Origin of the sequence: Marinifilum sp. RC60d5 (assembly GCF_052400665.1) — a bacterium.
Lineage (GTDB): Bacteria > Bacteroidota > Bacteroidia > Bacteroidales > Marinifilaceae > JBQTGK01.
Window position 1 is genome coordinate 899,339 of sequence record NZ_JBQTGK010000001.1, and the last position, 22,210, is coordinate 921,548.

The window sequence follows — 22,210 nt, forward strand, 5'->3', positions numbered from 1 at the left end:
CATTTCCCTTGACGTTTTAATTAGAATTACTAAACTAAATTTACAAGGAATATAGATAACTTTCAAGCAGAATACATCAAACTTAATAATTACGTAATATGAGTTTACAATTACGTAACTTTTCCTTATTCTTGTGTATATAAATTAAAAATCAGTTGGTAAAAACAAGAGAATTAAAGTATAAATTCTTTTTGTCAATTAGAATTTTCTTCATTCTCGAAGGGCCGCCAATAGCAATTTGATAAATGTATTTTCCACGAAAAAAGAAACGCTTATAATAAGTATATTCATGACGACCAACCAATTGAGTGTAAACAATTTCTTTTCCAAGCATTTTTTGATAGGCCACAGCTTGTTCAGATACTAAAATCGCATCTCCCGACACTAGACTGCCAGCTTTCATTTCTTCGTAATATTCTGTTGGGTCAGAATAGCTAAAATCGAGCTCTAGCTTTGTAAAATCTGAAGCTACAATTCCATACACACTAGTGGCATCCTTGTAACTGTATACTTGAATTAAAATATTACTAAGCTGTTTGTTCTGCACAATTGGTTCTCCGGGCAATTCAAAACTAATTTTTGATTTCTCAGAATTTATAGTTTCCCAACTTATTTGTGCTAAAAGCGAAGCATTGGATAATAAAATTATCACTGCTACATATATTAATTTTCTCATGAACTATTATTTTCAACTATAAATCAACTAATTCCGGGAAGTTCAATTCCTTTAATTTTTCGGTATAAATCCAGTGCAAACACATCAGTCATTCCCGATACAAAATCCATAACCGACATAAGTTTTTCGTAATCCGAATCGCCTTTAATTTCGTACTGTTCAGGAATTAAAAACAGTAAGTTTTTAGAATAAAAATCATCCGGATTCATAACCGCAGAAACAAATTCCTCTAATAGTGTTCCTAAAATTTTGTATCCTGCCAATTCTATTTCAATAACCGAACGATGTTTATAAATTCTATCAATGGCAACTTTTGAACATTTTTTATAAGCCTGCAAACAAGTTTCACTCATTTTCTTTATAAGTGTTCCTTTAAATTTCCCTTTTAATATATCATCATAATTATTCAAAAAAACAGCTACACATTCGCCAACCATTTTTCCAATAACACCCGCCCTTATATAAGCAATCTGCTCATTAACATCGGTTACCTCTATGCATGTTTCGTTAATTTTATCTAAGGAAACTTTATCCTTTTTCGGATGATAAAAACCTAACAATAAGTCCTTTGTTTCCTCAGTACTCAATATATTTAACTTATGAGCATCTTCAATATCCATAATCTGATAACAGATATCGTCGGCTGCCTCTACTAAATATACCAAAGGAAAACGAGCAAAAATTCCAGGTTCTACTTCGGGAATTCCAAGTTCGTTTGCAATTTTAAAATAATCATGTTTTTCGGTCTGGAAAAAACCATATTTTTGCTTTCTAACTTCGGGTATTTTATTCGACTCCCATGGATACTTTACAATAGATGCAATAGTAGAATAAGTAAGAGCAAATCCCCCACTTCGTCTTCCTTTAAACGCATGAGTTAACAATCGCAGAGCATTTGCATTTCCTTCAAAATGAGTTAAATCGAACCATTCCTCTTTTGTAAACTTATTTTTAAGCTCACCTCCTTTTCCTTTTTCAAAATAATACGACAAAGCCTTTTCTCCAGAATGTCCGAAAGGCGGATTACCCAAATCGTGAGCCAAACAAGCTGCGGCAACAATACTGCCAATTTCTTTAATACCCTTATCGGGATCAACCAAATTTCTCTCTATCAGTTTTTCGGCCAAAGAATTACCTAAGGATCGTCCTACGCTCGAAACTTCAAGACTATGAGTTAATCTGTTATGAACAAAAATACTTCCTGGTAAAGGAAAAACCTGTGTTTTATTTTGTAATCGCCTAAAAGGTGAAGAAAATATTAAACGATCGTAATCACGCTGAAACTGGGTTCTAACATCTTCGTTATTAGGAGAGTGTTTATCTTCTTGTCCAAACCTCTTGGTTGAAAGTAAATTTATCCAATTCATATTTTAAAATTCGAAAACCACTCCTCATTTTAATACAAGAGGAAAGGAATTTATTTTGAGCCTTAAAAATACATTAAAAATATGTGGATGTACTTTTACCTTAATAAATATTAACATATTTAAACTATATTTTCTACAATTAGAATATAAAAACTATTCTTTTTTATTAACTTAATTTTATTTTTGGGTAAAATAAAATCAAACTGTACATTATCGTACACCTATTGTAATATCAGCGTACACAATAAACAAGTTAAATAAACAAAATAATTATATATATTGCTGATATACTGCGCATTTAAAGCTATGGCACAACAATTGATTTTACAAAAATAATTTGGTGCAAAGATTTTCTTTCTTAATTTTATGAGATTCTAATCGACCTTATCAGTTTATTTTAGTGGTTTATCGAATAATAAGCACGTTGATCTAAATAAATTTGAGCTTTAGATGCATAAAATTAATATTGTATACAGATATTTTTAATACGACTATATTATGATCCGATTACAAAACATTCATAAATCGTACATTACGGGAACCAATAAGCTACATGTGCTTAAAGGAATTGACTTACATATAAAAGAAGGAGAACTGCTATCCATTATGGGATCTTCAGGTTCTGGTAAATCAACACTTTTAAATATTTTAGGTCTTCTCGATAATCACGACGAAGGAGTTTATAAGCTAAATAACGAAGAAATAAAAGCCATGAGCGAAACAAAAGCGGCTAAACTTCGAAACGATTTATTGGGTTTTGTATTTCAGTCGTTTAATCTTATCACCTTTAAAAATGCAATGGAAAATGTAGCACTTCCGCTATATTATAAAAAAATGCCCCGCAAGAAAAGAAATAATCTGGCACTTGAATATCTTGATAAAATGGGATTAAAAGAATGGGCTCACCACATGCCAAACGAACTTTCGGGCGGACAAAAGCAAAGAGTCGCCATTGCTCGCGCTATTATTACCAAACCAAAAATAATATTGGCCGATGAGCCTACAGGTGCTCTCGACTCAGCTACTTCAGTTGAAGTTATGGACCTTTTAAAAGAAATTAACCGATCGGGAATTACCGTTATTATCGTAACCCACGAAAATGACATTGCTCACATGACCGACAGAATTATCAACCTGAAAGATGGTAGAATTGAATCGATTATTACCAATAATGAACCAAGCGATTCTCTATCATCAATAAATATCCCTGAAAAGGAAGCCTAAAAAAGAACCCTAATATCAAGCTATGTTTGACAGAGATAAATGGCAAGAAATATTTAGCACAATAAGAAAAAATAAAACCAGAACTGTGCTAACCGGTTTTTCGGTTGCAACAGGAATTTTCATGTTAATTTTTCTTTTGGGCGCAGGAAGAGGATTGCGAAATGGCATGATCTCTACTTTTTCTCAGGATGCAACCAATAGTATGCAAATTTATGGTGGCCGTACAACCAAAGCATACAAAGGAACACCCGAAGGAAAACGTATTCAAATGGTTAATGCTGATTTCTTAACCCTTAAAAAGTCAATTGAAAAACTAGATGTGATTTCGGCAATGTCTTATATTCCAGGTGCCGAAACAATATCGTACAAAAATAACTTTGGAAACTTTAATGTTTCACCCGTTCATGATACCTATAAGGAAATTAAAAATTTTGAAATTCTGAAAGGACGATTCCTAAACCAAAACGACCTAAAAGAATATCGAAAAGTTGTTGCTATTCAGGATGAAGTTAAAAAAGTTCTTTTTCCTAACGAAACTGCAATTAACAAGCTTATTAATATCAACGATATTAAATTTAAGGTAATAGGAGTATTTCACCAGAAGAGTTTCGACGATAATTCACGAGATATTTACATTCCAATAACAGTAGCACAAAAAATATTTAATAACAACGATTACCTGCAGCGAATTTCTTTTACCCTAAACGATCTTTCGGTTGAAGAAAGTAAAGATATTGAAAGGCAGATTACCTATAAAATGGCCGAACAACATCAATTTAGCCGCGAAGATAAAAATGCACTTTGGATTCAGAATAATATAGAAAACTCAAAAACCTTTGCCTCTCTTTTTAGTGCCATAGAAATGTTTGTATGGGTAATAGGAACATTTACAATTGTACTTGGAGTTATTGGCGTTTTTAATATTATGATGATTGTTGTGCGCGAAAGAACCAAAGAAATTGGGATTAGAAAAGCAATTGGAGCTTCGCCCCGTTCGGTAGTTAGCTTAATACTAATGGAAGCAATATTTATTACTGCAGTTTCGGGATATTTTGGACTTATTGCAGGTGTTGGTTTACTCGAATTAATCAACTACTTCGATCTTATTTATAAAATATATCCGCCAGCAGCAATCTATTTCTTAAATCCTCAGGTAGATTTAGGAATAGCCGTAGGTGCAACCATTGTTCTGGTTATAACAGGAGCATTAGCTGGATTTTTCCCTGCTCGAAAAGCTGCCTCTATTCGACCAATAGAAGCATTAAGAGACGAATAATTAAATGACTAATTAAACGACATTACAATGTTCGATTTAGATAAATGGCAAGAAATTACTGCCGCCCTAAAACAAAATAAGCTAAGAACCATACTTACCGGATTAGGTGTAATGTTTGGTATCCTTATTTTGGTAACCTTACTGGGCATAGGACGAGGATTTCAAAACAACATACAATCCTCGCTGGGAAACTTTGCTACCAACTCAACAGTTTTTTGGGTAGAAAGAACGACCAAACCATATAAAGGTTTACCACGAAATAGATTTTACCGTTTTACCAACGACGATTTAGTTGCCTTAAAAAGATCAATTCCCGAATTGGAGCACATTGCTCCCGACATTAATGGTTGGAGCGGAAGTGCAACAAACAACACCTTTAGAAAAGATAAAAAAGGTAATTTTAGAGTAAAGGGAACTTCTCCGGCAATGAATATGGTTAATCCTGTTGATGTTACAGAAGGTAGATTTATTAATGAAAACGACCTTAAAGAATTTCGAAAAGTAATTACAATAGGACCTCGTGTTCAGGAACTAATGTTCGACGAAGACGAAGATCCAATTGGACAATATCTTAAAGTAAACGGAATTTATTTTAAAATTGTGGGCACAGTTAAACCATTAAGTCGTAACATGGGAAACCGAGACGATGTTATTCAAATGCCTTTTACAACCGTACAACAGCTGTATAATTATGGCGATAAGTTCTACTCTTTTATTGCAACTGCACGGGTAGGCGAATCGGTCGACGAACTACAAAATAAAATATTTAAAATACTTGCTCGCCGACACTCCATTCACCCCGATGATACCCAAGCGATAGGAAACTTTAATATTGCCAAACTTTTTAATAAAATATTTGGTTTGTTCAATAGTATAGGATTTTTGTTTTGGGTAATTGGTTTTGGTGTACTAATAACCGGTGTAATTGGAGTAAGTAATATTATGCACGTTGTAGTTAAAGAGCGAACAAGAGAATTAGGTATAAAAAGAGCCATTGGCGCCAAACCTCTTTCTGTGGTTGGACAAATTATTAACGAATCGGTTTTCCTAACCACCTTTGCCGGATTTTGGGGTTTGGTAATTGGAGTTGTAATTGTAGAACTAATTGGAAAAGCTACCGAAGGAAATCCAGATGCTCAAATTTTAAATCCTTATGTTGATATTAATGTTGCATTTATAGCACTTGGTGTTTTAGTCTTTTTTGGTGTTCTGGCCGGATTACTTCCTGCGCAAAGAGCCATAAAAATTAAGCCCGTTGATGCTTTAAGATACGAATAGATAAAAAATAATTCATAATCCGAAAATAATACTAGTCATGAAAAAAGTCTTTAGAATTGTATTGCTTGTATTTTTCATCCTCCTTTTTGTAGGAACCATATTTCTCTTATACAAAAAATCGCAGGATCAACCAGAGGTTTATAATATTAAATCTCCAGAAATAACAGATATCCTTAAAAAAACTGTAGCCACAGGATCGGTTGTACCAAGAAAAGAAATTGAAATTAAACCGCAGGGAGTTTCGGGGATTATTGAAAAACTATATGTCGAAGCCGGCGAGATGCTAAAAAAAGGCGATCCTATCGCTAAAATTAAGATTATTCCTGATATGATTAATTTAAATAGCGCCGAGTCGAGAGTAAACGTAGCCAAAATTAACTTCGAAGATGCCGAAATAAACTACAACAGAGACAAATCACTTTTCGAAAAGAAAGTTATCTCCGAAGCCGATTTTCAAAAAACACAATTGTCTTTCCGAAATTATCGCGAAGAACTTCAGTCGGCAAAAGATAATTTACAGTTAATTAAGGAAGGTGTTACTAAAAGTTCGGCAAATGCAACAAATACAATTATTCGTTCCACTATTGAGGGGATGATACTGGATATTCCTATAAAGGAAGGTAACTCGGTAATTCAGAGTAATACTTTTAACGATGGATCAACTGTAGCCATTGTTGCTGATATGGGCGAAATGATTTTCCAGGGAAAAGTTGACGAAACCGAAGTAGGCAAAATTACTCAAGGCATGAATCTGGAACTTACCATTGGTGCTATTGAAGATGTAAAATTCGACGCTCATCTTGAATATATCTCTCCAAAAGGAGTAGAAGAAAATGGTGCTATTCAGTTCGAAATTAAAGCATCGGTTAAACTTAACGACAAATACTTTATCCGTTCGGGATATAGTGCCAATGCCGAAATTGTACTCGACAAAAGAGAACAAGTGCTTGCTGTAAACGAAAGCTTACTTGAGTTTGAGAACGATTCAACTTTTGTTGAGGTTGAAACATCATCTCAAAAATTCGAGAAAAGATATATTAAAACCGGATTATCGGATGGTATTAACATAGAAGTATTAGATGGAATTACCAAGGATGATAAGCTTAAGGGAGAGAAAAAGAAAAAATCTGATCAAATAAAAGAAAATAAGAAAAAGAAGGAACAAAAATAAACTTCTTTGCATTCATATATTTAATGCTCATTTTTATAAGACCAAATATTTCTTTTAAAATTGAATCCCATTTAACGGATCAATAAATAGAAAAACATGAAAAAAACTTTATTCACGCTAGTTGTTATTATTCTTTCACTTGCTGCGGTAAATGCGCAGGAAAAATGGAGTTTAGAAAAGTGTATCAACCATGCAAAAGAACACAATATTGACCTTCAAATTCGCAAACTCGATGCTGAAGTTCAGGCCAACAATGCGGCACAATCGAAACTAGACCTTTTACCAAGTGTAAATGGTAATTCGAGTTATAATTTTAGTTATGGTAGAACTCTTAGGGCCGACAATACTTATGGTGATATTAATACTCAAAGTGGTTCTTTAGGTATTTCTGCAAGTTTGTCACTATTTAATGGCTTTCAGAAACAAAATTCTATCAAACAAAATAAATTAGATCTCGAAGCAAGTCTTCAAGATGTTGAAAAGGCCAAAGAAGATATGGCTTTAAGCATTACCTCTAGTTATTTGAATATTCTTTTTAACAAAGAGTTATTACAAATTGCTAAAGAAAAATTAAAGGTAACCCAACTACAAATTAAAAGAAGTGAAATTTTAGTTGAAGCAGGAACTCTTCCCAAAGGTACTTTAATGGAACAAAATGCTCAAGCTGCCCGCGAAGAACTAGAGGTTGTAAATGCCACCAATAATCTTGATTTAAACCTATTGGATCTGGCACAATTACTCGACCTCGAAAATCCGGAAAGTTTCGATATTGAAATTCCTGAATTGCCCGTTTTAAATGCTACTCGCTCAATGATTGATCCTGAGTCTGTTTTTATTAATGCATTAGAATTTCGTCCGGAAATGAAAGCTGCAAAATACAGACTAGAGAGTTCGGAGAAAGGATTAATTATTGCAAAAGGCCAAAGAGCTCCTTCTTTATCTATGTCGGGTTATTGGGGATCGAGCTACTCTAAAGACTTTGCAGAATATGGTTTTAATGCTAGTGGCGCTCCCATAGTTGTCCGCGAAGAAATGAAGTTAAGCGATCAGTTATCTAATCGTGAAAACAAAGCATTCGGATTTAATTTATCGATACCTATATTTAATGGTGGAACTGTAAATAGAAACATTGCAAACGCAAAAATTAACATTAACCGCTATAAATTAAATATGGAGAATTCTAAAAATATTCTTCGTAAAGAAATTCAGCAAGCACACGCAAATGCAAAAGCAGCTATGAATAAATATTTTTCGAGCGAAACTGCTGTTTCTTCAACCGAAGAAGCTTTTAGATACACCGAAGAAAAATTTAATTTAGGATTAGTGAATTCAGTAGACTATAACCAGGAAAAAAACAACCTTTTCCAGGCAAAATCGAATCTACTGCAAGCAAAATATGAATACATTTTTAGAACCAAGATTCTTGACTTTTACAATGGCATCGAAATAAAATTATAATCAAGTTTATTTATACCAACTCTAGAAGCTCTCGGCCAATATCGGTCGGGAGTTTTTTCAATCACCAATACGTGTTGGCAAAGGAATAAATGTCTTACTAACAGAGGAAAGTATTTCGAATATCACAATCAATAAAACCGATCTAACAAACTAAATTGCAATTTATTGGTCCGTTTACATTCACTTTTCCCATATAATCATTTATTTTGCAATGATTTTATCCAACTTATCGAAAGGATATCACAGCAGAACTATTTGATAACGAAATAGTATAATTTAAAAAATATGGCATTACTACTAAATATAGAAACATCAACAGCCGTTTGTTCGGTTGCATTAGGAAAAGACGGCAAGCTTTTGGCTCTTAAAGAGAACAAAGAAGGCATGAAACATGCCAGTCATCTTACTGTTTTTATTCAGGATATACTAAAGGAGAATGAACTAAGCATGACCGATTTAGATGGCATTGCCGTAAGTATGGGACCAGGTTCGTATACCGGTTTAAGAATTGGTGTATCAACAGCCAAAGGACTTTGTTTTGGAGCTAACATACCTCTAATTGCAATTAGTACACTCGAATCGATGACCAAAGCAGTACAAGAAACAAAAGATATTTCTTTACTGATAAAAAATCCTGAAACAGCCTATTTCTGTCCTATGATCGATGCCAGAAGAATGGAAGTTTATACCGCTTTTTACAATTCTAAAACCGAACAAATAAAAGATATTTCGGCCGATATTATCGACGAAAACTCTTTTGAAGAAACACTTGGCGAGCGCGAAATTGTTTTCTTTGGCGACGGAGCAGCAAAATGTAAAGAGATTATAAAAAGTGAATCTGGCATCTTTATTGATAATGTATCGACAACAGCAGTTGGAATGATAGAACTCGCTGAACAAAAATTCCAGAACATGAAATTCGAAGATGTAGCTTATTTCGAACCTTTTTATTTAAAAGATTTTGTGGCTACTACTTCTAAAAAGAATATCTTTAAGTAAGAACTTAACCTTTGTGTATGATTAGATTTACTCTCATTATTATTTCGGTACTTTTTTTAAGTATAAACTCGCTTGCCGGCACATCAAAATCGGCCGACAAAGGAGAAAACCTTAAATATGTAATCCACTATGGTTTTTTGCGAGGAGGAAAAGCAAGCCTTAAATTAAAAACCGAAATCATAAACCATAAAGAAGTTTATCATGCAACTCTTACCGGTAAAACAGTAGGTGTTTTTAATTCTTTATACCGAGTAAAAGATACTTATCAAAGCTATTTCGATAAGGAAACATTACTACCCGTAAAAGCAATAAGAGATATTCGGGAGGGCAGTTACAAAAGGTACAATGAAGTAAGCTTCGACCGAGATAAAAATGAAATTACCAGTACCCGATCAGGTGTAAAAAAAGTTCCCGAAGGAATACAAGATATCCTATCGGCATTTTACTATGCACGTGCATACCATTTTAATAAAGACTTGGTGGAAGGAGAAATAATTAAAATAAATACCTATTTCTCTGATGAAGAATTTTTATTACAATTCCGTTTTATGGGATACGAAACAATAGATAGTAAAATTGGTAAAATAAAATGCTACAAATTTGTACCAATAGTACAAACAGGAAGAGCTTTTAAAGATGAAGACGATATGAAAATATGGGTTTCGGCCGATGCCAATAAAATACCCGTTCGTGTTCAATTCGATTTATTTATAGGTTCTCTTCGATGCGATTTAACCAATTTCTCTAATTTTTCTATCAATTCTTTAATAAACAAATAGGTCTTTAAAAACGCTTATCGTTGTATTACTCAAACAAAAGCACATTATATTTCAGATTATAAATTGTTTCAATTACTTTTGCAAAGCCTTAGAGGTAAATATTTCTTTAATAAATTTATTATAACGATTATAAAATTTAATTCATTATATCATGGCAAGTACAGCAGATTTTAAAAATGGCTTGTGTATCCATTTCAAAGATGCCTTATATACCATTATTCAATTTCAACACGTAAAACCAGGAAAAGGTCCTGCTTTTGTTAGAACTAAATTGAAAAATGTTAAAACAGGAAAAATTATCGACAATACCTTTAACTCAGGAGTTAAAGTTGATGTTGCAAGAATTGAAAGACGTCCTCATCAGTTTCTTTACAAAGATGATATGGGTTACAACCTAATGCATACCGAAACTTATGAACAAATTGCTTTAGAAGAAAGCCTGTTTAATGCTCCCGACCTACTAAAAGAAGGAGATACTGTAGAAGCTGTTTTTCATGCAGAAACAGAAACTCCTTTGTACGTTGAGCTACCTGCACACGTAATTATGGAAGTTACCTATACCGAGCCAGGTTTAAGAGGTGATACTTCTTCTACCAACTCGTTAAAACCAGCTACTATTGAAACCGGAGCAACCGTTATGGTTCCTTTGTTTATTAATACCGGCGATATAATTAAAGTTGATACAAGAGATCACAGCTATGTTGAGCGTGTAAAAGCTTAATATCTGTATATTCATCATAAAAAAAGGATTCTTAATGGAATCCTTTTTTTATTTCCACACCTCCCTGGCAATTATGAAATGGATAATTGCTAATTTAGCTAATACTTGAAATTACAAATCTTAAAAAAGTGATTAAGCAGCAAGCCGTCAACAATAAGTTTAAATTAAATCTGATTTTAAAGATTACTCAGGCAATTAATGAGAACTTTTCCATAGAAGAGCTTCTAAAACAGTACGAAAATGTTTTACTTGAAGAGCTTAAGATTGGCAAAATCGCAGTCTTCAAATTTAACACTAAATGGGAAACTATTTTAGTTTCAGGAGTGAGTGACACCTATATCAACGACATTAAAATAGAAAAAGATTTAAGCTGCTATAACGAAATAACTTATATCTCGACTGATTTTCCTAAACATTTACAAAGTTTCGATTTCTTAATTCCAGTCCATCATAAAACATCGGTACTAGCTTATATACTAATTGGCGATTTCGATGAAGAAATGGAAGGAATGAGCCCAGCAATTAAACATTTAAGCTTTATACAAACCATATCCAACATTATAATTGTTGCTATGGAGAATAAAAGAATGTATAAAGAATTGCTTGCGCAGGAAGCTTTAAAAAAGGAAATGGAACTAGCCTCTAAAATTCAAAACATACTAATTCCCAACCAAAATTCATTACCCCAAAACCAGTACATTGCAACACAGGGATATTACCAGCCACACTTTGAAATTGGTGGCGATTATTACGATTTTATTAATTTTAATAATCAGGAATTAGGTTTTTGTATTGGAGATGTTTCAGGAAAAGGAATTCCGGCAGCCTTAATTATGTCTAACTTTCAGGCTACTTTACGAGCTCTTTTCAATCCAGAAACTCCTTTGGATCAGCTCATGCACAAACTCAACAAAAAAGTTTGCGATAACTCGAGCGATGAAAAATTTCTTACTCTTTTTATCGGTGTGTATAACTACACAACTCGTAAACTTAAATATATAAATGCAAGTCATCATCCACCACTTTTATATAATTTTAAAACCCACGAAACTACTCATTTAAAAAAAGGTTGTATTGGTTTAGGAATGTTAGATGAGATCCCCAAAATTACAATTGGAGAAATTACAATAAGCAATCACTCGAAACTTTTGTGCTACACCGATGGTTTGGTAGAACTTGAGAGAGGTGAAAAAATGGAAGTTTCTGTTCAATTTATCACCAACTTATTCTCTAACCAAAAAAACTTACAGGATACGTTCTTTGATTTAAGAAGACATATAAACTTAGGTAAGAAAAATAAAGCCGTAGTTGATGATATTTCACTATTCGGCATAGAATTTAAAGCATAAAAAAAAGATCGGTTTTACCGATCCTTTTTTTTTATATATGATTCTGTCTTATCGAATCTCGAATGTAACTTCCTTAGCGGTATTCGTATTGTTAGATGAATCTTTAATAACAATACTCATCTTATACATGGCTGGCTTAGCATTATCAGGAATTGCAATTTCAAAACTAACAGATGAACTAGTTCCTGTAATAGTTGGTAATGCATTTCCATCAGCATCGCTATCTGAAGCACTGTTAAAAGCAAATTCCTCAACTGTTTTCACAGATTTTGCTCCCGAATAAGCGACTGTTAATGTATATGAACTTACAGCAACGTTATCTGTTGCAGTAAAACTAACAGGTAAATTGCTCCCTGCATCAACAATAGTAGTAGCCGTAGGACTTGAAATTGTTACTGCTGGTTTTGTTGTATCTACTTCGGGCTCATCGTCATCGCCGCCTCCGCCGCCTCCACAGCTCATCATTCCGGCAGCGAATAATACTAGCAAGGCATACTTTAAAAATTTCATAGGTTTAGATTTTTGGTTATGATTTGGTTTTTTATTTTGACTTTATCCTCTAAAATTAAGTGATAAGCAGCAAATTAACAAGCTACCACAAGAAAATAATTCTTTTTACCCTTTTGAACAAGAAGATATTTATCTGCAATTAAATGCTCTTTGGTAACTTGCAACTCGGCATTTTGTACTTTTTCTTTGTTAATACTTATTGCGTTACCTTTAAATAATCTTCGTAATTCACCTTTCGATGGAAAAACCTCTGCTTTAACAGCAAGTAATTCTACAATATCTACTCCAGCTTCGAATTCCGATTTTGCCACTTTAAACTGAGGCACTCCCTCAAAAACAGACAAAAAAGTATCTTCATCTAATTTTTTAAGAGCATCTGCAGTCGATTTTCCGAATAAGATTTGTGAAGCCTCAACAGCTGTATTGTAATCTTCTTCGGAGTGAATCATAGTTGTAACTTCTTTCGCTAAACGCTGCTGAAGTTTTCTCATGTGTGGAGCCTCTTTGTGCTCTTCAATTAAAGCTGCAATTTCATCGTGAGAAATTAATGTAAATATTTTAATGTATTTCTCAGCATCTTCGTCAGAAGTATTCAACCAAAACTGGTAAAATTTATAAGGAGAAGTACGCTTAGGATCTAACCAAATATTTCCCGATTCGGTTTTACCAAATTTTCCTCCATCAGCTTTTGTAATTAACGGACAAGTAATTGCCCAGGCTGTACCGCCTTCTTTTCTTCTGATCAGTTCGGTTCCAGTAGTAATATTTCCCCACTGATCGGATCCTCCCATTTGAAGCTTACAATTCTTAGAACGGTACAACTCTAAAAAGTCTGTTCCCTGAACCAATTGGTAAGTAAACTCGGTAAAAGACATACCAGATTTAGAATCGGTACTTAATCTTTTCTTTACCGAATCCTTACTCATCATGTAATTAACGGTAATGTGCTTACCAATATCACGAATAAAATCAAGAAATGAGAAATCTTTCATCCAATCGTAGTTGTTTACAACTTCTGCTGCGTTCTCGGCATCCGAATCAAAATCCATAAATTTTGAAAGTTGTGCACGCAAACACTGCTGGTTATGACGAAGCGTTTCTTCATCTAACAAGTTTCTTTCCTGCGATTTCCCTGATGGATCTCCAATCATTCCTGTTGCTCCTCCCACTAAAACTAATGGTTTGTGACCTGCAACCTGAAAATGTTTCAACATCATTACACCCACAAGGTGACCAATATGTAAAGAATCCGCTGTTGGATCGATTCCTACATACGCTGATGTTAATTCTTTTGCAAGTTGTTCTTCTATTCCTGGCATCATATCGTGAATCATGCCTCGCCATTGGAGTTCTTCAATAAAATTCATGTGTTCTGTATTTTTATTCCTGATACGGATCTAATTATCAATTTGTATTTAAATGGCAAAGATAAGAAATTTACCATTTTATTTTCTTCTATATTTTAGCTATTCAGCAACGAATGATGCAAGGGCCAATGAAATTCCCAAAATCAATAAGATATTATATATGAATGACAACAATAAAAACTTAACAAATGTCTTAATCCACGACTGTTGATAAAATAATTTCAAAGTTAAGAAAAGCTGTATCGGGATTAATAAATATAAGTAAAAAGCAAATTGCCGGATAGCCTCTATTTGTGTAAGAAGTATTAATTCGCTTAAAATTACGATTACAAAAATATATGAATGAAAGTTAAGAGAAATCAACAAATGTTCTAGTAAATAACGCTTTCTTCGGATATAAAATAATGCTAAAAACAAGGCAAATACTGGCAAAACAACAAGTAGTAACTGCGATAGTTTTTTTAAGGCCAGGTCAATCAGTAAATCAGGATTCAGATGCCACATTTCAATTAAGTTCTTAATCGCCTTATTTTGAGTCAACAAATCACTATTATCCGCTTTTTCGGTTGATGTAGGAATAGAATCCATTTCGACTACTGGTTTTGTATCAAAATCAACATTAAAAAAATTTCCTTTTAATCTTGCTTTCTTATCCAAACTATCAACCTCAATACTATCTTGCAATATTGCCTCTTCAAGAAAAGATAACACCTCAACCTGTTCTCCATCTCCATTCTGAAATGTTATATTTTTTTGCGATTCGGTTTCAGGCCTATGATTATGGGAAAGTAATAAAAAAGCAAAAAAAGTTAAAAACAGATACAAACGAAAAGGTGGTGTATACCTAACTCTACGTCCTTTCATAAACTCTTTGGTAATAAATCCCGGACGAACAATTAGAGGCAGCAGAGTATGAAAAAGACGATTATCAAGCGATAATGCATCTCCTAAAGATTCTGAAACAACACTAAAAAAAGGCCGATGAAAATCTTTAACTGACTGGCCACAATTAGAACAATAACTGCCATTAACCGGATGCTCACAATTGGGACATAATCCTTCGAAATGAGTACTCTTTCTTTTGGGAAGTTTTTCGAGATACTTTTTAATAATCTGCTTCATTACACTTCCAATGGAATCTGCTCCTTAACTTTTTCTTTTATTTTATCTGTAGCCCCATTAAAGTCGGAATCGAACAATTCAAACATCGTTTCTGATATCATAACCATAGGTTCGTAAAGAATGCTATTTTCCTTTTTCTCTTTAGGAATAAAATTTAATTTTTGATCGAGATAATTTACAAAATATACGACAATACTTAATATAATAGCTCCCTTAAATAAGCCAAACACAACACCCAACAATCTATTAATCACACCTAATGCAACAGCTTCTATCAAAGAGTTTAATATTTTACCAAGTATGTTTAACACGACTACAATCAGTAAAAAAGTAATTGCAAAGGCTATATAACCCATATATTGAGAATCGTAATCGAATTTTTGCTGAATAAATTCGGCTGTAAAATCGGAAAAATGGATTGCGCCATAAATTCCTAAAATTAATGCCAAAAGAGTTGCCACCTCAATTATTAAGCCTTTGGTAAAACCTTTATAAATAGCCCAAAGAAGTGGTAGTCCAATTAAAATATCCAGAATGTTCATAGAGTATGGGTTAACATTAGTATAATGTTCATCAAATATAATAAAAAACAACATAATTACTATAATTTAGATCGCTTCAAGAGCATTTTCATCCTAAAAATTAGTTATATTTAAAAACAGCAAATACAACAAATATGGCATTTATCAATTCTCTTGTAAGTTGGTTAAACACCAAAAGACTATCACAAATCGATTTCTTTAAAGATTATCCTATCGATATTCAAAGGGAAACCTTAACTCAATTGCTTGATCAAGCATCGGAAACTGAATGGGGGAAAAAATACGATTTCAGATCTATTAATTCTCTTCATCGTTTTAAAGAGCGCCTTCCCGTACAAACATACGAGGATATTGAAACATATATCGATCGATTAAGAAAAGGAGAACAAAATATATTTTGGCCTTCAGAGATAAAATGGTTTGCTAAATCATCAGGTACCACAAACTCTAAAAGCAAGTTCATTCCGGTTAGTAAAGAAGCTTTGGAAGATTGCCACTTTAGAGGAGGAAAAGATATTTTGGCCATTTATACCTCTCAATTTCCCGAAACAGGTATTTTATTTGGTAAAGGACTAACCCTTGGCGGAAGTCACCAAATTAATAATGTTCAGAATAATTCCTATTATGGCGATTTATCTGCAATACTTATTCAAAACCTGCCTTTTTGGGCTAATTTTATAAGAACACCCGACACCTCTATTGTTTTAATGGATGAATGGGAAGAGAAACTCAACAAAATGACAGAGGCAACTCTTAACGAAAATGTTACGAGCCTTTCGGGTGTACCCTCCTGGTTTCTGGTATTGCTAAAACACATTTTAAAAGTATCTAACAAAAATAATATCCTCGAAATATGGCCAAATTTAGAACTGTTTGTCCATGGTGGAGTAAGTTTTACTCCCTATCGCGAACAATTTAAAGAGCTTCTTCCATCTTCAAAAATGAACTATCTGGAAACCTATAATGCCTCTGAAGGTTTTTTTGGCATACAGGATAATCCACTTGATGATTCGATGCTATTAATGCTGGATTATGGCATTTATTACGAATTTATTCCTTTAGAAAATAGTAACGATGAACACCCCAAAGCACTAAGTTTGGAAGAAGTAGAGCTGCATAAAAACTATGCCATGTTAATAACCACCAATGGCGGACTCTGGAGATACCAAATTGGAGATACAATTCATTTCACATCCAAAAAGCCGTTTAAATTTAAAATATCGGGGCGAACCAAACTGTATATTAATGCATTTGGCGAAGAACTAATTATTGACAATGCCGAAAAAGCGATGAAAATTGCATGCCAAAAAACCAATTCGATAATTAAAGAGTATACAGCAGCTCCTGTGTTCATGGATAAAGATCATAAAGGAACTCACCAATGGTTAATCGAATTTGAACAAGCACCTGAAAATGTAGATGAATTTAATTACATACTCGACAATGCTTTAATGAGTCTTAACTCCGATTATGAGGCAAAACGATATAAAAATATAACTTTGGACAAACCAATTTTAACCCTGGCGAATAAAAATCTGTTTTACAACTGGTTAAAATCAAAAGGTAAACTTGGTGGTCAAAATAAAGTTCCACGATTATCGAATAATCGAGAAATTATAGAAGAACTTTTAACACTTAACAAAAAATGATTCCATGATTTCTTTGCTTATACTTTTAAACCTGTTTTTACCCATTCAAAATAAGATTCTAATAAACAATAAACACAGCTCTTTCGAGGTCGATAAACTCGGATTCATTTATACCGTTAGCAATTCTAAGCTTACTAAATACGATTCTAAAGGCAACGAAATATGCAATTATTCAAACCAGTTATTAGGAGAAATAAGCTCGGTAGATGTTTCCGATCCTCTTCGGATTATGCTGTTCTACAAAGATTTTAACAAGCTAATTTATCTAAATAGTAAACTATCGTTAATTGGCAATGATATTGACCTATACGATTTCTCGGATACAGAAAGCGAGTTGGTATGCAACTCACAAAAAGGTGGATTCTGGCTCTACAATTCAATTGACAATCAAATTATTAAAATCTCACAAACTGGAAGTATTGTTTCAGAAAGCATATTAATCAGTTCTTTTTTTGAAGATATCCCACTTTCCAAAATTAAAGAATATAACGGCAAACTTTTTCTCTTGTTTAAAAGTAAAGGGATATTGCATTTAGATCAAAATGGTCAGTTCTTAAGAAAAATATCTATTCCAGGAATTCAGGAAATATACCTTCAAAAAAATGAAATTTATTACAGCACAAAGTCTGGCTTATTCCATTACTCCCCTTTGTTGCAAAAAAATCCGCCATTAATTACTTTCGACGCAAATAAAAAAAATAATCTTAAAATTTCTGGAAATAAAATTTTCCTCTCTAATGAAAAATCAATATCAATAAGATCGCTAAGTTTCTGATTAAAAAGAATCTGTATTTCTCAGTTTTAATATTGAATTGATATCCTGAAATTTATTATTAATTTTAGTTGCATTTTCTATTTAAACTAAACATAAACATGCACATTGCTGTTGCAGGAAACATAGGAGCCGGAAAAACAACTCTGGCCGGATTACTGGCAAAACATTATGGCTGGGAAGCTCATTTTGAGGATGTTGATGACAATCCTTATTTGAATGATTTTTATGATGACATGAAACGATGGTCCTTTGCTCTACAAATCCATTTCTTAAATAGTCGATTCAATCAGGTATTAGCTCTACGCGAATCTGGTAAAGATATCATTCAGGACAGAACAATATACGAAGATGCGTATATTTTTGCACCAAATCTGGAATCGATGAGTTTAATGCCCAAAAGAGATTTCGATAATTACCTTTCTCTTTTTGATATTATGAGCTCTCTTATTCAACCGCCCGATTTGCTAATCTATCTGCGTGCATCAATTTCAACATTAGTTGAACATATTCAGGCTCGTGGTCGCGATTACGAAGAAACCATTCGCTTAGATTATCTAAAACGTTTAAATGAACGTTACGAAGCATGGATAAATGGTTATACAAACGGAAAACTTTTAATTATTGATGTAGATAACATTGATTTTTTAAAAAAACCTAAAGACATGAGCGAGGTAATTACCAAAATTGATGCTCAACTTAACGGACTTTTTTAATAAGAATTTATGACAGAAAACCTCAAACTAAAAATTCTTAAAGCGAGAAGCCTGCCATTTTAAACTTATTCTATCAATTCATAATTTATACAAGATTATGCACATAGCAGTAGCCGGCAATATAGGATCCGGAAAAACAACATTAACAGAACTTTTGGCAAAGCAATACGGATGGGAAGCACATTACGAAGATGTGGATGAGAATCCCTACCTGAATGATTTTTACGATGACATGCAACGTTGGTCATTCAATCTGCAAATCTATTTCCTGAAAAGTAGATTTAATCAGATTATGGAAATTAGAAAGTCTGGAAAAAATGTAGTTCAGGATCGTACAATTTATGAAGATGCTATGATTTTTGCCCCAAATTTATATGATATGGGTCTAATGTCGGAACGCGATTTTAAAAATTACTGCAATTTATTTGATCTAATGGGTTCAATGGTTCAAGCGCCCGATCTTTTAATTTATCTTAAATCGTCGGTTCCTACTCTTGTTAACCAGATACAAAAACGTGGTCGCGATTACGAAGAAACAATTCGATTAGACTACTTAAAAAACTTAAATGATAGATACGAATCTTGGATTACTGATTATACTCAGGGAAATTTGCTTATTATCGATGCCGATAATATCGATTTTCTGGATAATCCTGCCGATTTAAACGCTATTGTTGATAAAGTGGAAGCTAAAATTCATGGATTATTTTAAGTAAAAATAGTAGGAGAAAACTTTTTCTCACTATTCTAAAATCTGTAAAAGAATCCCATTGATAATTCAGGAAGAGAGATTTTATTAAAGCCAAGATAATATTGATATTCTCTCTCCTGCTCATCTATTTTTGTAACTGAATCAGGAAAATTAGGAATATAAGTAAATCTTAAATTTAAATCGAAACTCCAGGTTTGAGAGATATGATACAAAAATCCTAGATTAGGAGCTAAGCCTACTTTATTTTGTGTAACGGTATTCTTCTGACTCTCATATCCACTTGAAGATGAGGTAAATTTGGCCACTTCTCTAAAATAAAAATACCCAAAAGCCAATGATGCATAAGGCCTAAAATCTCTATCGTAAGTATCGAAATAATACGAAGCTCTTAGCATTGCCGATCCAATATTATAATCTACATCATAATTTCCTAAATGACTCCCATCCCAAAATTCACCCTGCCCCAATAAACTAAACGAAAGCTCTGCGCCAACACTTAATTTCTTATTCAGCATTTTCTGCCCTGTTAAACGCAAAGAAGGCCCGGCTTTCGCCTGATCAGCAAAATCTCCCAAAGGATATTGATAACCCACAGAAGCACCTACAAAGTAGGTTTGATCTTTATAATACTGAGAAAATCCAAAAGTAGTAATCAGTAAAAATGATAAAGCCAGCAGGTAAAATCTCATGTGTTTAAATTTATCTTTCTCTAATGAGTGAAAGGTGTGAGTTATTCATTCACTCACACCCCATTAACTCATTTATTATTATTCGATTACTTTTAATTCTTTTCCAATTTTAATAAAAGCAGCCAATGCTTTATCCAAATGCTCTTTTGTATGAGCTGCCGAAAGCTGAATACGAATACGAGCTTGTCCTTTTGGTACAACAGGATAATAAAAACCAATTACATAAATCCCCTCGTCTAACAATTTAGCAGCAAATTGCTGAGACAAAACTGCATCGTAAAGCATTAATGCATTAATGGCCGAATCGGAAGGTTTAACATCAAAACCAGCTTTTAATAATCCTTCGCGGAAATATTGTGCATTCCAAATTACCTTATCGCGCAATTCTGTGGACTCGGTTAACATATCGAATACCGCAATTGAGGCACCTACAATTACCGGCGACAATGAATTAGAAAATAAATATGGACGAGAACGCTGACGTAACATATCAATAATTTCGGCTTTACCTGTTGTAAATCCACCAAGAGCTCCACCTAAAGCTTTTCCGAGAGTAGAAGTAATAATATCAACACGATCCATGCATTTGTGATACTCATGAGTTCCGCGGCCTGTTTCTCCAATAAAACCAGAAGCATGACTATCATCAACCATCACCATAGCATTGTACTTATCTGCCAAGTCGCAAATTTCGTTTAAACGTGCAATATCACCATCCATAGAGAAAACCCCATCGGTAACAATAATACGGAAACGCTGCGCCTGAGAAACTTTTAATTGCTCCTCTAAATCGGCCATATCGGCATGCTTATAACGGTAGCGAGCAGCTTTACACAAGCGTACTCCATCAATAATAGAGGCATGATTCAGCTCATCAGAAATAATTGCATCCTCTTTTGTAAATAATGGCTCAAAAACTCCACCATTGGCATCAAAAGCGGCAGCATAAAGAATGGTATCTTCCATTCCGAAAAATGTTGCAATTTTCTGCTCTAATTCTTTATGAATATCAGTAGTTCCGCAAATAAACCGAACCGACGACATTCCATAACCATGAGAATCTAAGGCCTTTTTAGCTCCTTCCATTACACGTGGATGAGATGATAAACCTAAATAGTTATTCGCGCAAAAATTCAATACGCTTTCACCTGTATTCACATTAATTTCGGCTCCCTGAGGACTTGTAATAATTCTTTCATTTTTGTACAAACCAGCATCCTTAATGCCTTGAATTTCTTCTGCAAGATAATCTTTGAATTTTCCGTACATGTGTATTGTTGTTTTAGATGTATTTTTTTGAAATGAATTTTCAATTCCAAAATTACAATAAAATTTGTCTTGATACGAAGTGAAAATTTGTTTTTTATCTACCTTTTTATACTTTGCAAAGTAATGTTTCCTGAGAATCATTAAATTTCTCTATAAACTTACTTTCTATTATCGAAACCATTAGTAATAGTGGTAAACAGACAGATAGATGTAATTTTACAGGATACACAAAAGTAGCTGATAAAATAAAATTGGTCTTTTTTTAATTTTTTTTGAAATTGCTGTTGCATTATTGAGTAAATCCTGTTAGTTTTGCATCGCAATTTTCACCAATAATGTAGCTCTAACGTGATCTACAGGTGAATTAAAAAAAAGCAGCCTAATGCTTTTAAAATATTTTTAGGAATTTATTCCTTCTTAGCTCAGTTGGTTAGAGCATCTGACTGTTAATCAGAGGGTCCTAGGTTCAAGTCCTAGAGAGGGAGCAAAAAAAAAGCAGCCTAATGCTTTTAAAATATTTTTAGGAATTTATTCCTTCTTAGCTCAGTTGGTTAGAGCATCTGA

21 protein-coding genes and 1 tRNA gene are annotated in these 22,210 nt (G+C 33.4%); 14 read left to right on the forward strand and 8 right to left on the reverse strand.

Translation table 11 applies throughout. From position 1 onward, the window contains the following. Positions 1–151: 151 nt before the first annotated feature. Together ACT3CE_RS03840 and ACT3CE_RS03845 are read right to left on the reverse strand one after the other, a co-directional pair. On the reverse strand, positions 152–676 hold the full coding sequence (locus ACT3CE_RS03840) for a hypothetical protein (RefSeq protein ID WP_444708435.1): 525 nt from the start codon (positions 674–676) through the stop codon (positions 152–154). Between the two features lie 23 nt (positions 677–699). After that, complete coding sequence (locus ACT3CE_RS03845) at positions 700–2,043, reverse strand: deoxyguanosinetriphosphate triphosphohydrolase (protein ID WP_444708436.1); 1,344 nt, start codon at positions 2,041–2,043, stop codon at positions 700–702. A 498-nt stretch (positions 2,044–2,541) separates the two neighbouring features. Here ACT3CE_RS03845 and ACT3CE_RS03850 point away from each other — a divergent pair, with 498 nt between their 5' ends. From ACT3CE_RS03850 to ACT3CE_RS03890, 9 genes are all read left to right on the forward strand, one after another. Next, positions 2,542–3,267, forward strand: a complete 726-nt coding sequence (locus tag ACT3CE_RS03850) for an ABC transporter ATP-binding protein (RefSeq protein ID WP_444708437.1) — start codon at positions 2,542–2,544, stop codon at positions 3,265–3,267. A 22-nt stretch (positions 3,268–3,289) separates the two neighbouring features. Further along, on the forward strand, positions 3,290–4,543 hold the full coding sequence (locus tag ACT3CE_RS03855; protein ID WP_444708438.1) for an ABC transporter permease: 1,254 nt from the start codon (positions 3,290–3,292) through the stop codon (positions 4,541–4,543). A gap of 27 nt (positions 4,544–4,570) precedes the next feature. Further along, positions 4,571–5,821, forward strand: coding sequence for an ABC transporter permease (locus ACT3CE_RS03860; protein WP_444708439.1), 1,251 nt, complete (start codon positions 4,571–4,573; stop codon positions 5,819–5,821). 37 nt (positions 5,822–5,858) lie between these two features. Continuing rightward, the gene (locus tag ACT3CE_RS03865; RefSeq protein WP_444708440.1) at positions 5,859–6,992 is read left to right on the forward strand and encodes an efflux RND transporter periplasmic adaptor subunit; all 1,134 of its coding nucleotides are present in this window, start codon (positions 5,859–5,861) and stop codon (positions 6,990–6,992) included. A 96-nt stretch (positions 6,993–7,088) separates the two neighbouring features. Continuing rightward, positions 7,089–8,450, forward strand: a complete 1,362-nt coding sequence (locus tag ACT3CE_RS03870; protein ID WP_444708441.1) for a TolC family protein — start codon at positions 7,089–7,091, stop codon at positions 8,448–8,450. A 285-nt stretch (positions 8,451–8,735) separates the two neighbouring features. Then, complete coding sequence (gene tsaB / locus ACT3CE_RS03875; protein WP_444708442.1) at positions 8,736–9,449, forward strand: tRNA (adenosine(37)-N6)-threonylcarbamoyltransferase complex dimerization subunit type 1 TsaB; 714 nt, start codon at positions 8,736–8,738, stop codon at positions 9,447–9,449. A gap of 17 nt (positions 9,450–9,466) precedes the next feature. Continuing rightward, on the forward strand, positions 9,467–10,228 hold the full coding sequence (locus ACT3CE_RS03880) for a DUF3108 domain-containing protein (protein WP_444708443.1): 762 nt from the start codon (positions 9,467–9,469) through the stop codon (positions 10,226–10,228). Between the two features lie 151 nt (positions 10,229–10,379). Continuing rightward, positions 10,380–10,949: an elongation factor P gene (gene efp / locus ACT3CE_RS03885; RefSeq protein ID WP_444708444.1), complete on the forward strand. Its 570-nt coding sequence runs from the start codon at positions 10,380–10,382 to the stop codon at positions 10,947–10,949. A gap of 128 nt (positions 10,950–11,077) precedes the next feature. Then, positions 11,078–12,298 carry a GAF domain-containing SpoIIE family protein phosphatase gene (locus tag ACT3CE_RS03890; protein WP_444708445.1) on the forward strand — a complete coding sequence of 407 codons (1,221 nt, stop codon included), beginning with the start codon at positions 11,078–11,080 and terminating at the stop codon, positions 12,296–12,298. A gap of 48 nt (positions 12,299–12,346) precedes the next feature. Here the strand turns inward: ACT3CE_RS03890 and ACT3CE_RS03895 are convergent, their stop codons facing one another. The 4 genes from ACT3CE_RS03895 to ACT3CE_RS03910 form a co-directional block, all read right to left on the reverse strand. Further along, positions 12,347–12,808 carry a DUF4625 domain-containing protein gene (locus tag ACT3CE_RS03895; protein ID WP_444708446.1) on the reverse strand — a complete coding sequence of 154 codons (462 nt, stop codon included), beginning with the start codon at positions 12,806–12,808 and terminating at the stop codon, positions 12,347–12,349. Positions 12,809–12,882: 74 nt separating this feature from the next. Beyond that, positions 12,883–14,175, reverse strand: a complete 1,293-nt coding sequence (tyrS, locus tag ACT3CE_RS03900) for a tyrosine--tRNA ligase (RefSeq protein WP_444708447.1) — start codon at positions 14,173–14,175, stop codon at positions 12,883–12,885. Between the two features lie 99 nt (positions 14,176–14,274). Beyond that, positions 14,275–15,297 (reverse strand): DUF3667 domain-containing protein, encoded by a 1,023-nt coding sequence (locus ACT3CE_RS03905; protein ID WP_444708448.1) that lies wholly within the window; start codon positions 15,295–15,297, stop codon positions 14,275–14,277. Next, positions 15,297–15,893 carry a CvpA family protein gene (locus ACT3CE_RS03910; protein ID WP_444708449.1) on the reverse strand — a complete coding sequence of 199 codons (597 nt, stop codon included), beginning with the start codon at positions 15,891–15,893 and terminating at the stop codon, positions 15,297–15,299. Before ACT3CE_RS03910 ends, ACT3CE_RS03905 begins: the two co-directional genes overlap by 1 nt. A gap of 80 nt (positions 15,894–15,973) precedes the next feature. On the opposite strand from ACT3CE_RS03910, the gene ACT3CE_RS03915 reads away from it, so the two are divergent. The 4 genes from ACT3CE_RS03915 (at position 15,974) to ACT3CE_RS03930 (ending at position 19,688) form a co-directional block, all read left to right on the forward strand. Then, complete coding sequence (locus tag ACT3CE_RS03915; RefSeq protein WP_444708450.1) at positions 15,974–17,488, forward strand: GH3 auxin-responsive promoter family protein; 1,515 nt, start codon at positions 15,974–15,976, stop codon at positions 17,486–17,488. A gap of 4 nt (positions 17,489–17,492) precedes the next feature. Further along, the gene (locus ACT3CE_RS03920) at positions 17,493–18,263 is read left to right on the forward strand and encodes a hypothetical protein (protein WP_444708451.1); all 771 of its coding nucleotides are present in this window, start codon (positions 17,493–17,495) and stop codon (positions 18,261–18,263) included. A 98-nt stretch (positions 18,264–18,361) separates the two neighbouring features. Then, positions 18,362–18,976, forward strand: a complete 615-nt coding sequence (locus ACT3CE_RS03925; RefSeq protein ID WP_320117996.1) for a deoxynucleoside kinase — start codon at positions 18,362–18,364, stop codon at positions 18,974–18,976. Between the two features lie 97 nt (positions 18,977–19,073). Further along, positions 19,074–19,688 (forward strand): deoxynucleoside kinase, encoded by a 615-nt coding sequence (locus tag ACT3CE_RS03930; protein ID WP_444708452.1) that lies wholly within the window; start codon positions 19,074–19,076, stop codon positions 19,686–19,688. Positions 19,689–19,723: 35 nt separating this feature from the next. On the opposite strand, the gene ACT3CE_RS03935 is transcribed toward ACT3CE_RS03930, so the two are convergent. After that, a complete protein-coding gene (locus tag ACT3CE_RS03935; protein WP_444708453.1) occupies positions 19,724–20,377 on the reverse strand; it encodes an outer membrane beta-barrel protein in 654 nt (217 codons plus the stop codon). Positions 20,378–20,455: 78 nt separating this feature from the next. Then, positions 20,456–21,646 carry a glycine C-acetyltransferase gene (gene kbl, locus ACT3CE_RS03940; protein WP_444708454.1) on the reverse strand — a complete coding sequence of 397 codons (1,191 nt, stop codon included), beginning with the start codon at positions 21,644–21,646 and terminating at the stop codon, positions 20,456–20,458. A 411-nt stretch (positions 21,647–22,057) separates the two neighbouring features. Here kbl and ACT3CE_RS03945 point away from each other — a divergent pair. Further along, positions 22,058–22,131, forward strand: a tRNA-Asn gene (locus tag ACT3CE_RS03945). Positions 22,132–22,210: the final 79 nt, after the last annotated feature.

Excerpts from the sequence above, each read along its gene's own strand:
- ACT3CE_RS03860 (WP_444708439.1), top strand. The coding sequence starts at position 4,571 with ATGTTCGATTTAGATAAATGGCAAGAAATTACTGCCGCCCTAAAACAA.
- ACT3CE_RS03895 (WP_444708446.1), bottom strand. The coding sequence starts at position 12,808 with ATGAAATTTTTAAAGTATGCCTTGCTAGTATTATTCGCTGCCGGAATG.
- ACT3CE_RS03930 (WP_444708452.1), top strand. The coding sequence starts at position 19,074 with ATGCACATAGCAGTAGCCGGCAATATAGGATCCGGAAAAACAACATTA.
- ACT3CE_RS03850 (WP_444708437.1), top strand. The coding sequence starts at position 2,542 with ATGATCCGATTACAAAACATTCATAAATCGTACATTACGGGAACCAAT.
- ACT3CE_RS03880 (WP_444708443.1), top strand. The coding sequence starts at position 9,467 with ATGATTAGATTTACTCTCATTATTATTTCGGTACTTTTTTTAAGTATA.
- ACT3CE_RS03920 (WP_444708451.1), top strand. The coding sequence starts at position 17,493 with ATGATTTCTTTGCTTATACTTTTAAACCTGTTTTTACCCATTCAAAAT.
- ACT3CE_RS03845 (WP_444708436.1), bottom strand. The coding sequence starts at position 2,043 with ATGAATTGGATAAATTTACTTTCAACCAAGAGGTTTGGACAAGAAGAT.
- ACT3CE_RS03840 (WP_444708435.1), bottom strand. The coding sequence starts at position 676 with ATGAGAAAATTAATATATGTAGCAGTGATAATTTTATTATCCAATGCT.
- tsaB (WP_444708442.1), top strand. The coding sequence starts at position 8,736 with ATGGCATTACTACTAAATATAGAAACATCAACAGCCGTTTGTTCGGTT.
- ACT3CE_RS03910 (WP_444708449.1), bottom strand. The coding sequence starts at position 15,893 with ATGTTGTTTTTTATTATATTTGATGAACATTATACTAATGTTAACCCA.
- ACT3CE_RS03870 (WP_444708441.1), top strand. The coding sequence starts at position 7,089 with ATGAAAAAAACTTTATTCACGCTAGTTGTTATTATTCTTTCACTTGCT.
- tyrS (WP_444708447.1), bottom strand. The coding sequence starts at position 14,175 with ATGAATTTTATTGAAGAACTCCAATGGCGAGGCATGATTCACGATATG.
- efp (WP_444708444.1), top strand. The coding sequence starts at position 10,380 with ATGGCAAGTACAGCAGATTTTAAAAATGGCTTGTGTATCCATTTCAAA.
- ACT3CE_RS03855 (WP_444708438.1), top strand. The coding sequence starts at position 3,290 with ATGTTTGACAGAGATAAATGGCAAGAAATATTTAGCACAATAAGAAAA.
- ACT3CE_RS03865 (WP_444708440.1), top strand. The coding sequence starts at position 5,859 with ATGAAAAAAGTCTTTAGAATTGTATTGCTTGTATTTTTCATCCTCCTT.
- ACT3CE_RS03925 (WP_320117996.1), top strand. The coding sequence starts at position 18,362 with ATGCACATTGCTGTTGCAGGAAACATAGGAGCCGGAAAAACAACTCTG.
- ACT3CE_RS03915 (WP_444708450.1), top strand. The coding sequence starts at position 15,974 with ATGGCATTTATCAATTCTCTTGTAAGTTGGTTAAACACCAAAAGACTA.
- ACT3CE_RS03935 (WP_444708453.1), bottom strand. The coding sequence starts at position 20,377 with ATGAGATTTTACCTGCTGGCTTTATCATTTTTACTGATTACTACTTTT.
- kbl (WP_444708454.1), bottom strand. The coding sequence starts at position 21,646 with ATGTACGGAAAATTCAAAGATTATCTTGCAGAAGAAATTCAAGGCATT.
- ACT3CE_RS03905 (WP_444708448.1), bottom strand. The coding sequence starts at position 15,297 with ATGAAGCAGATTATTAAAAAGTATCTCGAAAAACTTCCCAAAAGAAAG.